Annotated in this window: 9 protein-coding genes; all 9 read left to right on the forward strand. The window is 47.9% G+C overall.

What is annotated here, in order from left to right:
- The first annotated feature begins 28 nt into the window (after window positions 1–28).
- The 9 genes from AC3WRW_RS01265 to AC3WRW_RS01305 all read left to right on the forward strand — a co-directional run bounded on the left by AC3WRW_RS01265 (window position 29) and on the right by AC3WRW_RS01305 (window position 14,571).
- Window positions 29–616, forward strand: coding sequence for a GerMN domain-containing protein (locus tag AC3WRW_RS01265; RefSeq protein ID WP_492544211.1), 588 nt, complete (start codon window positions 29–31; stop codon window positions 614–616).
- 29 nt (window positions 617–645) lie between these two features.
- The gene (locus AC3WRW_RS01270) at window positions 646–3,360 is read left to right on the forward strand and encodes an S-layer homology domain-containing protein (RefSeq protein ID WP_492544213.1); all 2,715 of its coding nucleotides are present in this window, start codon (window positions 646–648) and stop codon (window positions 3,358–3,360) included.
- 193 nt (window positions 3,361–3,553) lie between these two features.
- Entirely contained in the window at window positions 3,554–4,225 is a 672-nt protein-coding gene (gene nth, locus AC3WRW_RS01275) for an endonuclease III (RefSeq protein WP_492544215.1), read from the forward strand.
- A gap of 25 nt (window positions 4,226–4,250) precedes the next feature.
- On the forward strand, window positions 4,251–4,526 hold the full coding sequence (locus AC3WRW_RS01280; protein ID WP_171682021.1) for an NAD/NADP transhydrogenase alpha subunit: 276 nt from the start codon (window positions 4,251–4,253) through the stop codon (window positions 4,524–4,526).
- Between the two features lie 89 nt (window positions 4,527–4,615).
- Entirely contained in the window at window positions 4,616–8,302 is a 3,687-nt protein-coding gene (locus tag AC3WRW_RS01285) for a dynamin family protein (RefSeq protein ID WP_492544217.1), read from the forward strand.
- Between the two features lie 269 nt (window positions 8,303–8,571).
- Window positions 8,572–10,407 carry an ABC transporter ATP-binding protein gene (locus tag AC3WRW_RS01290; protein ID WP_492544219.1) on the forward strand — a complete coding sequence of 612 codons (1,836 nt, stop codon included), beginning with the start codon at window positions 8,572–8,574 and terminating at the stop codon, window positions 10,405–10,407.
- 35 nt (window positions 10,408–10,442) lie between these two features.
- Complete coding sequence (locus tag AC3WRW_RS01295; protein WP_492544283.1) at window positions 10,443–12,251, forward strand: ABC transporter ATP-binding protein; 1,809 nt, start codon at window positions 10,443–10,445, stop codon at window positions 12,249–12,251.
- Window positions 12,252–12,775: 524 nt separating this feature from the next.
- Window positions 12,776–13,591 carry a GDSL-type esterase/lipase family protein gene (locus AC3WRW_RS01300; protein WP_492544221.1) on the forward strand — a complete coding sequence of 272 codons (816 nt, stop codon included), beginning with the start codon at window positions 12,776–12,778 and terminating at the stop codon, window positions 13,589–13,591.
- Window positions 13,588–14,571: an ABC transporter ATP-binding protein gene (locus AC3WRW_RS01305; RefSeq protein WP_492544223.1), complete on the forward strand. Its 984-nt coding sequence runs from the start codon at window positions 13,588–13,590 to the stop codon at window positions 14,569–14,571. The genes AC3WRW_RS01300 and AC3WRW_RS01305 overlap by 4 nt, the downstream gene beginning before the upstream one ends.
- Window positions 14,572–14,575 lie beyond the last annotated feature (4 nt).

Raw genomic sequence — 14,575 nt, forward strand, 5'->3', positions numbered from 1 at the left:
CTAAGCAAAACGCGAAGGAGTGAATGAAATGACCCAAACAAAACGCTTCATACAAGGGGCACTAATTGTGAGTGCCATTACATTGTCTATTACGGCCTGCGGTCAAAAAAACCAATTGGTTAATGGTAATGCTCCGCAGACTACGGCTCCAATTACAACGCCTGCTGGTGAAAGCCCTCTGCCAACGGTTGCGGCGACTCCGACACCGGAGCCTCTACTGCACAAAACGATCAAAGCCTATTATAGCGACCAGGATGAAATGAAGCTTGTAGAAAAAGACGTAAAGATTTCCTATAAAAAGGAAGCCGACGTGTACGAAGCAGCGCTGAATGCGCTCAAAAAGAGCGATGATCCTAAAGCGATTCCTTTATTCGATGATTTGAAGTTTACAAGCGCAGCTTGGGATAAAGCCAAGGGAGAGTTGAAGGTTGATCTCGCTTTCGGCCCCAAGACGCAATTGGGTGCGCCGGGTGAAGAACTGTTTTTGGAAGCACTGAAAAAAACGGTTTTTCAATTTCCCGAAGTAAAAGCGTTGTATATCCTCAAGGATGGTAAACAAGTGGACAGCTTAATGGGGCATATTGAGCTTCCCTACCCGATCAAACGCCCTAATTAAATGGAATAGCAGAGGAGTTTATACGAAATATGAGAAATAAGAAATTGGCAAGCGCAATTTTAAGTTCACTAATTGCAACAAGTTTAGCCGGAACGCCGGTTCTAGCGGCAGAGACCGTGAGCGGAAGCTCAACGAATAACGTAAAGCTTTCTTTTCCGGACGTACAATCAGATTATTGGGGAATTCGCCATATTTCCAAGCTAGCCTTGGAGGGAATTATTGAAGGATATGAAGATGGCGCGTACCGTGCCGAAAATTCGGTTTCGCAGCAAGACGTTCTCATTATGGCTGTCCGCATGATGGGCTTGCAGGATGAAGTTAACGGATTAACCTCAACGACGGTATTTCCTGATTTCATGCTCGTTGATAACTATGCGAGGAACTATGTAGCCGTTGCTCTGCAAAAAGGGCTGATCTCTAACGAGGAAGAGAAAGAAAGAAGCCTGAGCGACAAGTCCAAAGAGAAGTGGGGCCAGCGTAAAGCGTCCAGAGAATGGGTAGCTGAAATCGTCATTCGCGCGATCGGTAAAGGCGCATTCGCCCAAAGCTTGTCACAAACAAAAACGTCGTTTACAGATAATAGCTCAATTAGCTCGACAACTTTGGGGTATGTGAATGCGGCTGTTGCTCTGAAGATTGTCGATGGCTTCGAAGACGGATCGTTCCAACCCAAAGGGGCGGTAACGCGCGCTCAGATGGCGGCCTTCCTAAGCCGTTCTCAGAAAGATCTGACTTCCTTGCCGGCGCACGCGAAGAAAGGGTACTTGACGAGCCTCACCAGCGGTACGATCGGGCTTATGGATAAAGAGGGGAATACAAGCACATATAAGCTTTCACCGAATGCTGTTTTCTACGGGAACAAGAATGATCTAGCCATCGATCCGAAGTCGTTCGAAGAAACGTATGAAGTTTCGATCGTTGAAGTGAATGGTGTGGCTTACTATGCGGAAATCGTTAAAGATGAATTGCAGTTGGATATTCAAGAAGGCAAATTGCTCAAGCTAAATATGAATGCCCTGAAAGCGACTTTGGATGATTTTGAAAGCTATGATTTGGCATCGGATGTTGCCGTAACGGACACGGAAGGCCGCGGGCTCAGCCTTGGCGACATCGTAACCGGCAGTACGATTCAATTGCGCAAAAGTAGAATCGTCAAAACAGACAAGTATACGTCCATCATTGTGAAGCAGGTGCCAGTCAATAAAACTGCAAACGGCGCCATTCAAACCTTAAATAAAGATTCGGCGCAAATAACGATTCTTGGGACAGAGTCAGGCGCGCAGGAGACATACAGCTTCTCTTCTGCACTCATTGTTACGTCCACGGATAACAGCTTGGTAGATTTGAACTCGCTGCATGTCGGCGATACGGTCGAATATACCGTCAAGAATAGCGAAGTCGTAAAGATTGCCGTTAAGAAACAGGCCGACGTTGGGATAAGCGTTGAAGGAGCTCTTAAAGACATAAGCGATGATAAAACCTATTTAACAATCACGAAAACTGCGGGCTCACCTTTAGCATCCTATCTATTGGCTGATAATGTCCAAGTGCGTATCGATGGCTTAACAACCGCCAGCATTTATGATATTGCCCCAGGCGATCAACTCAAACTCGATGTATTGAACAATAAAGTTACTTTAGTTACTGTGACTAACCGCTCTATTGATAATTTATACTTTGCGAAAATCGACAGCTACAATCCGACATCGAAATATTTGACAGTTACAGATAATACAGGGAATCCGCATGTGTATAAAATGACGGAAAATGTTGCTATTTCCTATGCGGGCACGACACTTCCTTTCTCAAACTTCAGTTCTACGTTTACTGCGGGCAAGTACGTTGATTTGCTAGTATCGAAAAATAATATTACGCAAATTAAAATGTCTTCTCAGTTGAACGGTGTCCTGACGCAGTTGAACCTGCAAACGAACGATATTACGTTAAAAACGGACAGCGGTCAAAACTTGACGTTCAAGCTGCAGTTTGCTCCTACAGTTGAGCTGGCGAATAAGCCGAACAGTGCGCTTTCCGATTTGAAAGTCGGGGACAGCGTCAGCCTCTTGTTGAGTTTTGATCAAGGCATTGTTACCAAAATTGTGACCAGCAAAACAGCGATGTACAAAACAATTTTGAGCAATGTGAACGCTAAGCAGATTACAGTGACGGACGATGCCAATACGTCTTATGTCGTATCCTTGGATGGCGTTCCGATTACTAAACCGGATCAAAGCACAGGTACCATCGCAGATATTGCTCTTGACGATTATGTGAAGCTTACGTTCAAAGGCTTAGCTGTTGTAAGAGCGGAGATCGTGAGACCAGTGATGGGGAAAGTAACGGCGGTTAACGCGGCGAGTTCCGCCCTGACCATTCAAGATTTCACTGGCAAAAACCAGGTCGTGAATGCCGGAACGAATTTTGGCGTTAAGCTGAATGGCGGCGCGGATTGGAATTTCTCCTCCATTAAGGTCGGGGATCGCGTGCAAGTGATGAAAGATGTCAATGACAAGCTGATCATTCAAGTGGCTTCTGCGTCTAAGCGGGAAGTTGATAACTACAGCTCCGTTGTGAATTTAATGTATTTTAAAACATCGACATCGGGAGATAAAACGTCCTACAGCCTTTTCCCAAGAGCTTATTACCATAAAGGGACGGATGTTTTGACGCCATCCTCCTTCGTTTCCGGAGATCAAGTGACGATCTATGTTCTGGATAATAAAATCGTGGAGATCGAGAAATAAGTTTTGAACAAAACTTTCGTTAAAACCGTCTGTTTCATAGGAGCCAGGCTCCTGTTGCAGGCGGTTTTTTCTTATTTTAAAATAAATATGGCAATTTTTTAGAAAATGTTCTCATTTTGACGCTAACAAGCATTGATTCTAACGTCACAATTCGCTAAACTGAAGAATATTACGACCCTAAGGAAGCAAAGACATGACGCAGAAGTTAGTAAGGCATATTTTGGATACGATAGGTGAACTTTTTCCGGATGCACATTGCGAGCTGCGTCACAGTAATCCTTTTGAATTAACGATTGCTGTTTTGCTATCCGCTCAATGCACAGATGAAACCGTAAATAAGGTGACATTGGATTTGTTTCAGAAATATAAGCGACCGGAAGATTACTTGGCCGTTCCTTTAGAGGAGCTGGAGCAAGACATTCGCCGGATCGGACTATTTCGAAATAAAGCGAGCAATATTCAAAAATTGTGTCAACTGCTGCTGGACAAGTTTGATGGCGAGATCCCGGAGAAGCACGAACAATTAGTCGAACTCCCCGGTGTAGGCCGTAAAACGGCAAATGTCGTTGTATCAAACGCTTTCGGTGTTCCGGCCATTGCGGTAGACACCCATGTAGAGCGAGTGTCCAAGAGACTGGGATTAGTCGGTCCCGATGATTCGGTTCTGGAAGTGGAGAAGAAGCTGATGAAGAAGGTTCCGCGAGAAGAGTGGACTCAGACCCATCACAGACTGATCTTTTTTGGCCGGTATCATTGTAAAGCGCAAAACCCGCAATGCCAGGTTTGTCCGTTATTGGACAACTGCCGTGAGGGTAAGAAACGTATGAAACCAAGCTCAACTAGGAAAACTATTACAAACAAATGATATGCAGACAAAGGATGGGATTTGAATGAAATGCATCGCCGTATACACTAATAGCTTTGAACTATTCTCCGATATTTTTGAACAAGTGATTAATACGCCATTAGCCGATAATGAGGAAAAAGTCATTGAAGGTGTAACAGTCAGTGAGTCAGGCGAGGTTCCTCAGAATTACATAGACAAAATGAAAACAAAAACTGAGGTCGTTGTGATGAAAGTGAAGGAGTCGGACATTACGATTTTGCAGCATCGCGATGTATTCGAAATTTTCTTGCCTGAAAAAGAAAAAGTAGTAATGTCTTAGTAAATAAATCTCCCTATGGGAGATTTTTTTCTGTATCATCATCCATATGTTTAATAAGAAGACCGGTAAATAAGGAGCGGAACGGACGAATGACGCAAGCGATAGATACACGCATTTCGGTTATGCCGGATGCGATCAGCAAGATGAAGGCGAATCTGCAAACAACAGGGGATCTGGATAACGCAAGCAAGCTGGGACAGCTGCTATCTAAAATTGATGCAGGACGAATGAACATTGCATTCTGCGGCCATTTTTCTGCGGGGAAATCCACGTTAATTAACCAGCTTTGCGGGCATGCGCTGCTGCCTTCTTCCCCGATTCCAACAAGCGCGAATATCGTGAGCATCCGGAATGGGGCGCCAGGCGCTCATGTGACGCACCGTCATGCAAGCATGCAGGGAATGACCAACACGATTCCCCTTGACGAGTTGGAAGCTTACTGTGTGAACGGGACGGATATTGAAACGGTAGAGATTTCATACCCGATCGCTTTTCTGGGCGAGCATACGGCGCTGCTGGACACTCCGGGAATTGACTCCACGGACGATGCCCATCATAAATCTACGGAATCTGCGCTGCATTTGGCGGATGTCGTGTTCTATGTGATGGATTACAATCATGTGCAATCCGAAGTGAATCTTGCGTTTACGAAGAAAATGAAGGAGTGGGGCAAACCGCTCTATCTCGTTGTCAATATGATTGATAAGCACAAGGAATGGGAGCTGCCGTTTTCGCAGTACCAGGAGGGTACGAAGCAAGCCTTTTTGAACTGGGGCATCGAGCCGGACGATCTGCTCTTCGTTACAATGAAGGAGCCGAGTCATCCTCATAACGAGTATGGGAAGCTGCAATGGCTTCTTACACGCCTGATTGAGCAGGGCGACGATCTGCGCAGCTATAGCATTGACGCCTCTGCGCGCTATCTTGCGGCAGAGCATGGCAAATGGCTTGCTGAGCAGCATGAGCCGCAGAAGGCGGAGCTGATGGAGCAAATGAGCCAGGAAGGCGACGTGCAGGAGATTGAGGCGCAGGCCGCTGCGAAGGAGCAGGAGCTTGCGGTCTTGAAAGGACTGCCGGAAGCATTGACGGCGCAGCTGCGCAAGGAAGTTGGCGGAATCATCGAGAATGCCAACATCACGCCGGCCTTGACCAGGGATCAAGCTCATGCGTATTTGGAGAGCCGGAAGCCTGGGTTCAAGGTAGGATTTTTCTCCAGAGCTGCGCAGACAGCCTTAGAGACGGAAAAGAGGCTTGCAGCCTTTCAGGCGGATATATCCGAGCAGGTGGAAGCGCAGCTTGACTGGCATTTGCGGGATGCTTTGAAGAAGGCCGCGCAAAGCCAAGGGCAGCACGATGCCGATCTCTTAGCCCACATTGAAGCTCTGCGCGTGGAAGTGACGACAGAATGGCTGGCGGCCCAAGTGAACGCTGGCGCTACATTCGGCGGGGAGTACACGCTCAACTTCATGAAGCAGGTTGCTTCCGATATTAAGCAGCAGTACCGCAAGCAGGCATTTGCGGTCATTGATCTGCTCGCGGCTGCGGTTCGCGAGCATAGCGCGGGAGCGCTCGGATCGCTTGCGGCCGAGCTTGAAGCGCTGGGCGGCCGCCTCGGCGCCGCCCGCGAACTGCGCCGCCTCGAAGAATCCGAGGCGGAGGCCACAGCCCAGCTGCTGCGCATGGCCAGCTGGGCAAGACCGGCTGCGCCGGCGCTGCCGGACGCGCAGCTGTACACCCCCATGGAGGAGCAAGCAGCCGCCCCGCTGAGCGGGGGGCTGCATGTCACCTCCATGGATAAGATCCTGCAGGCCGCTGCCACGGCATCGGCGGCCGCAGGCACTGCAGCAGCTGCTCCTGCGGAGGCAGCTGCTATGCCTGCCGCGTTCACCTCGGGTGAACACGGCAGGCGCATGGAGCGCAAGGCCGCCGATTTGCAGGCGGCCGCAGGTCTCATCGACGGACTGCCGTCGATGCGGTCGATCGCGCGCGCCATGCGCGAGAAATCGGAACGTCTGCGGCAGCGGACGTTCACGATTGCGCTGTTCGGCGCATTCAGCGCCGGCAAGTCGTCTTTCGCCAATGCCTTGATTGGCGAAAGGGTGCTGCCGGTCTCGCCGAACCCGACGACGGCGGCGATCAATAAGATCATGCCGCCGCAGGAAGGCTGGCCGCATGGCACGGCGAAGGTGAAGATGAAGCAGGCGGACGCGATTATGCAGGACGTCCTCTATTCATTGGATATATTGGGCGTGCAAGCAAGCGATATGGCCTCTGCCTTGAAGCGCATAGGCGCTCTTTCGCCTGCTGACGTAACGGCCAAAGGGAAGCCGCATTATTCCTTCTTGAAGGCTGTCGAGAAAGGCTGGCTCCTCGCGAAGGACCATTTGGGCGCAGAACTGAAAATTACCAAAGAGGAGTTTCCAAGCTACGTAGCGGATGAGTCAAAGTCTTGTTTTGTTGAATTTATTGAATTATATTATTCGAACCCATTGACGGAACAAGGCATTATTTTCGTTGATACGCCAGGCGCGGATTCCATTAATGCCCGCCATACCGGTGTAGCCTTTAACTATATAAAAAATGCGGATGCGATTCTTTTCGTGACCTATTATAATCATGCGTTCTCTCAGGCGGACCGTGAGTTCCTTTTGCAGCTTGGCCGCGTGAAGGACAGCTTTGAAATGGATAAAATGTTTTTCATCGTTAACGCCGCCGATCTGGCCGCAAGTCCGGAAGAGCTTCAAGGCGTAATGACCCATGTGGAAACGAACCTGCTTCAACACGGCATTCGCAATCCGCGTATTTATCCCATCTCCAGTTATTTGGCGGCAGAGGGGAAAATTAACGGCAACGAAGCTCTCGTCGCGCAGTCGGGTATCCGTCCGTTCGAAGGCGAGTTTGTGCAGTTTACTTTCAACGAGCTTAGTGACGTTGCGATTCATGCGGCGAATTTGGAGTTGAACCGGGCGATTGCCACGATGCAGCAGTGGCTGGAGAGCGCTCAAACCGGTGAAGAACAGCGCAAGCAGCAGCTGCTGAAGCTGGAGCAAGCCGAGCGCGAAGGGGCAGAACTGCTGGAGCGTACGCCATTCGAGGCGGAGCTCAAGGAATTGAAGAAAGAGATTCAGGAGCTTCTGTACTATGTGAAACAGCGTACGATGTTCCGATTCGGCGAATTGTACAATTACGCCTTCAATCCTTCCACGTTCCGGGAAGAGGCGAAAGATCCCAAGCAGGCTCTTCAGTCGGCCTGGGGCGAACTGCTGCGTATGATCGGTTATGATTTGTCGCAGGAAGTGCTCGCAACGACGCTGCGGGTCGAGAATCGCATGAATCTGATTTCCGGCAGCCGTGTGAAGCGATGGGAAGAGCAGCTTGGTCAAGTCATAGAGGGCTTCGAAAGCGGCACCTATGAGTCGAATACATTTGCTACGCCTGAAATAAGCTCTAAACTAGAAGCACCTGATATTTCGCTCAAACTGCTGCAAAGCCATTTCAAGAATGCGAAGCAATTTTTTGAGGGCGATGGCAAAAGCAAGCTTCGAGCGGATTTGGAAAATCGGATGACGGGGCCTGTTGCACAGTTTATTGAGCGTCAAACGTCAGAGCTTGAAGAGGCATATGCCAATCAGTTGGAAACTTGGTTAATGACGCAAAAAAATCAGATGCTTCAGCAGCTGGGTGAACACGCGGAGGGGATGCGTGACGCCCTTGAAATGAAGATTGATTTGAACGAACTAATATCTAAACAGCATCAATTAAAGGCGTTTGTTTAACAAATAAACAATAGGGTTGACCGAGTCAAATGAACTTGGTCAACCCTTTTTTCTGCTTTGTCATGTAAAGGCTTACATCATTGGTTATCGGGATGATTTAAAAGAATAGTAGGGATTTCTGCACGTTTTTGTGAAGTTATGGGCTTTTAAGCGAATATATCACGCATTCTTCTGATTGCCCGCATATAGGGATGGTGATAAGATTCATTAAGTATTAAAACGCTTTCCTAGCTTTTCCAAATTCACCTTCTTGAGGAGGGGTCACCAGAGTGGATGTATTCAGGCAACTGAAGCCCTATTTTTGGCCAGAGAAAAAACTGTTTTTTGGAGCAATTCTATGTTTGGCATTAGCAACGGCATTAGGTCTCGTTTATCCGAATTTACTCCGGTATCTGATCGATGACGTGATCTCAAAAAAGCAATTCGAACTCGTTCCAAAATTAGCGCTTGTCGTTGTACTCGTCGTATCGCTGAAGGGAATGTTACAATTCCTGCATGGCTTGTGCGGGGGCCGTTTGGGCAACCGGGTTGCGTATCATTTGCGCAATGCGCTTTACAACAAGCTGCAATATTTATCCTTTCAATATTATGATCAGGCAAGAACAGGGGACTTGATGTCCAGATTGACGGCCGATTTGGAAGCGATCCGGCAATTTATCGGCTTTGGTTTCGCTCAATTGTTGAACGTAGCGTTAATGCTGATTTTCGGCATGAGTATGATGTTCTCAATTAATTGGAAGTTAGCTTTACTGACGATGATTTCGATGCCGTTCCTGGCGTTTACGGCGGTTCGTTTTGAAGGGAAGATCCATCCAGCCTTCCGTTTGGTACGCCAATCCCTCAGTTCGATGACGACCGCGGTGCAAGAAAATATTACCGGGGTTCGGACGGTGAAATCGTTTGCGCGCGAGTCCCATGAAGTGAATAAGTTTTCGGCCCGCAACGAGGATTATAAAGCGATGAATATCGAAAGCTCCGGAATTTGGGCGAAGTACTTTCCAATCATGGAAATTTTGGCGAATATCAGCGTTGTTATGCTGCTTGGCGTCGGTGGGTATATGGTTATCCAGGATACGATTTCGCTCGGCGAGCTCGTCGCTTGCTTTAGCTTAATCTGGTATATCATCGGGCCGATGTGGGGACTTGGTTTCCATATCAACAACTACACGACGACGAAGGCTTCCGGTGAGAAAATTCTCGAGATTTTACATCAATACCTGCATGTCAAAGATCAACCGGATGCGGCCGTAATCAAAAACGATGAAGTGAAAGGGCACGTTCGTTTTGAAAATGTCACTTTTGCTTATCCGGAAAAGCAGCCGGCATTGTATGACTTTCATTTGGATGCTCCTCCAGGCTCTGTTATCGGGCTGCTTGGCAGCACGGGTTCCGGGAAAACGACCGTGATTTCCATGCTGATGAGAGCTTATAACGTGAAAGACGGGCGTATTACACTGGATGGTAAAGATATTCGCTCCTTACAGATCGAAGGCTATCGCAATCAGATTGCGACGGTTTTCCAAGAAACGTTCTTGTTCTCCTCCACCATTCGCAACAATATTGCCTATGGACGCAAAGATGTCTCGATGGATGAAATTATTCGCGCTGCGAAGCTGGCCAAGGCGCATGATTTTATTACAGAGCTGCCGGAAGGCTATGACACGGTTGTCGGCGAGCGCGGATTAGGGTTATCCGGCGGACAGAAACAGCGTATCGCCATTGCAAGAGCCTTGATCAAGGATCCAAAAATTCTTGTGCTCGATGATGCAACCAGTGCGGTTGATATGGAAACGGAGCACGAAATTCAAGCGGGCTTTAGCGAGGTAATGCAGGGCAGAACCACTTTTATTATTGCCCACCGGATTTCTTCCTTGAAGCATGCCGATGAAATTATCGTTTTGGATAAAGGAAAGATCGTACAAAGAGGCAAGCATCATGAGCTTCTGCAGCAGGAAGGCTTATATCGCCAAACCTACGATATTCAATATTCGGATCAGCCGAAGCCGTCAGCGTCCGGAGATCAGGCTGCTGCGGCCAAAGATACGGAGCTGGAAGTGAGTACGCGAAACCATTCCTCTTTGCAAGAAAGAAGGTTAGCACATTGAGTACGAAATCGAACCAAGCCGAAGCGTCTGCCAAAATGGAAGATTCCCAAGTCGGGCAGCGATTTGTTTACCAGGACGATGAATTGATCGATAAGCCTTTTGACTGGGGCCAATTGAAACGTTTATTTAGTTACATGAAGCCGTACAAGAAACAAATGCTGCCTATCATTATCATCATGATGCTGGTCGGAGCCATTACCAAGCTGACGGTACCCTTGCTGATTAGAGAAGCGATCGATAATGCCATTGTACCTAAAGATTCAAAGCTGCTGCTCATCATTGTAGGCATCATGCTGGCGGTATATATCATTCAGTGGCTGGCGAATACGTTCCGTATCAAGTATACGAATATGATCGGTCAACGTGTCATCTACGATCTGCGGCACGATCTGTTCAGCCATATTCAGAAGCTGTCGTTTCGCTTCTTCGATACGCGTCCGGCAGGCTCCGTTCTCGTTCGCGTAACGAATTATGTTAACTCGCTGCAGGATTTGTTTACGAACGGTGTCGTCAACCTGTTGATCGACGTGGTGCAGCTTGTGGGGATCATTATTATTTTGCTGACCTTTAATTTTAAATTAGGGGCTGCGATCATTGTAACGGTTCCCATCATGTTCTTGATCTCCACCAAGCTGCGGAAGCGCATTCGCCATGCCTGGCAGGATGTCACGATGAAACAGTCGCGGCTGAATGCCCATTTGAATGAGTGTATTCAAGGAATTCGAGTCACACAAGCTTATTCGCAGGAAAAAGAAAATATTCAGTTTTTCACCAAAATGAACATGATCAACCGGTTGTCCTGGAACCGGGCTTCGATGCTCAACCAATCTTTTGGTCCACTCATCGAGATCACAGGCGCGATTGGATACTGCATTCTGTTCTGGCTGGGCGCTCATTTAATTCAAACGGAGGAAATTTCAGTTGGATTGCTGGTTGCCTTCGCTACATACATAGGCTATTTCTGGGAGCCCATTACACGTCTGGGGCAAATGTATTCGCAGCTGCTTATTGCTATGGCTTCTGCTGAGCGGATCTTCGAGTTTATCGATGAGAAGCCGTCTGTCGCGGAGCTTGAGGATGCTAAGGATTTGCCGAACATCAAAGGTAATGTGAAGTTTGAGAATCTAGTTTTCGAGTACGAGCCAGGACGTCCGGCGTTGAAAGGCTTTAACTTGGATGTGCGCGCAGGGCAATCGATTGCCTTAGTCGGACACACCGGATCGGGTAAAAGTACTATCATGAATCTGCTATGCCGATTCTATGATCCTACGGAAGGCCGCATTGAGATTGACGGCAATAACATTCGTAACGTAACCATTCAAAGCTTGCGTTCTCAAATTGGGGTCGTCCTGCAGGATACGTTTATTTTCTCAGGGACGATTCGCGACAACATCCGTTTCGGTCGGTTGGATGCAACGAATGAAGAGATTGAGCTTGCCGCCAAAGCCGTGCATGCGCATGATTTTATCGTCAACTTGCCGGGCGGCTATGACACGGAAGTGCAGGAACGCGGGAACGTGCTGTCGATGGGGCAGCGCCAGTTAATTTCCTTCGCGAGGGCACTGCTGGCGAATCCGCGGGTTCTTATTTTGGATGAAGCGACGGCCAGTATTGATACGGATACGGAGCTGAAAATTCAAGAAGCTCTCAAAACGCTTCTCGCAGGCCGGACCTCCTTCATCGTGGCGCATAGACTTTCCACCATCCGGAACGCGGACAAAATCGTCGTGCTGGATCACGGCCGCATGATGGAAATCGGCAATCATGATGAATTGATGCAGGAGCAGAAAATTTATTATGGCTTGATTCAAGCGCAGTACAAGTTTTTGCAGGATGCTGTGTAGAAAATATGCATTGGTGGAACGGAGCGGGTAAACGTTCTGTATGTTTGATGGAACCTCGTGGGACTTTCGTCCTACTAGGTTCTTTTTTTAAGTGCTTCACCATGAACGCACCGTTAGCAGCTAATCTGTAACGGACCCCAAAGCCGTTATACGGTAGTTTTGATTTCTTTGAACAGCTAACGGACTGAGAAGTTGTTATCAATTGATTTTACGGCTGTTTCAACTCGTTTCTTGGTGAATAGAGTTTCGTGTGTCCGTTAAATTCTAAACCAACCCTAAGAGCATCAAATAGAGGCATCTCAGTCCGTTCGCACAGAAATCCGACCAGTCTCATGTGTCAAAGTGCCTAAGAACGCCACGATTTCATTCATAAAAGTGTTGGAATAATGGTTATGTATGTTATACTACAAAAGCGAACGTACGATCTCGTATCTGGCACCGCTAGGATGCAGCGTTTGCAAATTTATTCGAGAAGCTATACTCTTAGAGTGAATTATGCCATTTATTCGCAGGAGGAGACAACCTTGAGATCATCTCGCTTCATATGGGGTGCAATTGGCCTAACCGCTTCAATTACGACGATTGTTTTCGCCGTTGGATTTGCTTACGCGGCGAATCAGATATGGTTTCCTAAAGCATCGGGAACGCTTCAGTTGGCCACGGAGGCTCCGAAGAAGGAAACGATGATTGATAGCAAAGCTAAGCTGCAAATTGTTGCGCTTGGCGATTCATTGACCGCCGGAACAGGCGACAATACAGGCAAAGGCTATGTGGGCCGGGTCCGTGAGAAACTGGAAAATGAAACAGGAAAGCCGGTATTCGTGCTCAATAACTTGGCCATTCCAGGCTACAAGAGCGATCAGCTGCTAGCCGATCTATCGCTGAAAAAGACGCAGGATGCTCTTGCACAAGCCGATATTATTTTGCTCACCATTGGCGGTAATGATATTTTTGCCGGTGGCGAGGGGCTTTTTCAAGGAGAGAACCAGACGGAGTTCAACCCGGAAGCTGCGAAAGGCCGTGTTGCGCCGGCACTCGATAAAATGGACAAAATTCTTCAAGCCATCAATAAGGCAAACTCAAAGGCAACTGTGCTTTACGTTGGGCTGTACCATCCATTTCTTGATTTAGATCCCAAAAGAGAAGGTTCACTCATTGTGCAGCGCTGGAATAATGGCGTTTTCGAAATGATGAACGCTTATCCTCAAATGGTCATTGTCCCGACCTATGATTTGTTCGAGCAAAATTTAATTAAATATTTGTCCTCAGGAGATCATTTTCATCCGAACGGGGACGGCTATGAGCGGATTGCAGACCGGATTATACAAATTCTGAAATGATGGGGGCAGGAAAAGTGGCAGAAGCAGTAACCGTTCCTAAAACCGTTTTGTCCGTGAAAAATTTAAAGAAGCAAATTAGAAATAAAGAGATTATCAAGGGTATTTCCTTTGATGTCTTTGCCGGTGAAATTTTTGGTTTTCTAGGTCCCAACGGATCTGGCAAAACAACGACGATTCGGATGCTCGTGGATTTAATCCGGCCAACGGAAGGAACCATTCACATCTGCGGGTTCGATGTCCGGAAGGAGCATAATCAAGCGATGCGCCACGTCGGTTGTATCGTCGAGAATCCCGAGCTGTATGCTTATTTGACGGGGTGGGAAAATCTCGAGCATTTTGCGAGAATGCTGCCGGATGTCGATGAGCAGCGGATTCAAGAGGTTGTGGAGATTGTCTCCATGGATGGACGAATTCATGATAAAGTGCGCACGTACTCCCTTGGTATGCGGCAGCGGCTTGGCATTGCCCAAGCGCTTCTCGGGCGGCCCAGTTTATTAATTTTGGACGAGCCTACGAATGGTCTGGACCCGCAGGGAATTAAGGAGATGAGGGAGTTTATCCAGCGTTTGGCTGCGGATGGGCTTAGCTTGTTTGTTTCCAGCCATCTGCTGAGCGAGATTCAGCAAATGTGTGACCGCGTTGCCATCATAAGTCATGGGCAAGTTATTCAAGTCGGAGCTGTTAATGAGTTGGTTGCGCAAGGCGGCAAAGTGGTTTGGTCCGTGTCTCCGGCCGATAAGGCTGAGGGGCTTCTCGATGCGTCTCCGCTTGTCAATACGATTGAAGAAATTAGTGAAGAAGACTCCATGCATCCCTCATCTTCGGTGAAACAAATTGTTACGCAAATGGATAAAGAGCATGTCCCGCAAATAAGCAGGCAATTGATGGAAGCAGGAATTAGCCTCTATGCTGTAGAAATCAAGAACCCAACGCTGGAAGATTTGTTCTTGAGCCTAACCGAAGGGGAAACCATACAATAGGGGA

The organism is Paenibacillus sp. FW126-R14, assembly GCF_058789495.1.

Bases quoted from the DNA above. Each gene is read 5' to 3' on its own strand.
- nth (WP_492544215.1), top strand. From the start codon at position 3,554: ATGACGCAGAAGTTAGTAAGGCATATTTTGGATACGATAGGTGAACTT.
- AC3WRW_RS01285 (WP_492544217.1), top strand. From the start codon at position 4,616: ATGACGCAAGCGATAGATACACGCATTTCGGTTATGCCGGATGCGATC.
- AC3WRW_RS01295 (WP_492544283.1), top strand. From the start codon at position 10,443: ATGGAAGATTCCCAAGTCGGGCAGCGATTTGTTTACCAGGACGATGAA.
- AC3WRW_RS01280 (WP_171682021.1), top strand. From the start codon at position 4,251: ATGAAATGCATCGCCGTATACACTAATAGCTTTGAACTATTCTCCGAT.
- AC3WRW_RS01305 (WP_492544223.1), top strand. From the start codon at position 13,588: ATGATGGGGGCAGGAAAAGTGGCAGAAGCAGTAACCGTTCCTAAAACC.
- AC3WRW_RS01265 (WP_492544211.1), top strand. From the start codon at position 29: ATGACCCAAACAAAACGCTTCATACAAGGGGCACTAATTGTGAGTGCC.
- AC3WRW_RS01270 (WP_492544213.1), top strand. From the start codon at position 646: ATGAGAAATAAGAAATTGGCAAGCGCAATTTTAAGTTCACTAATTGCA.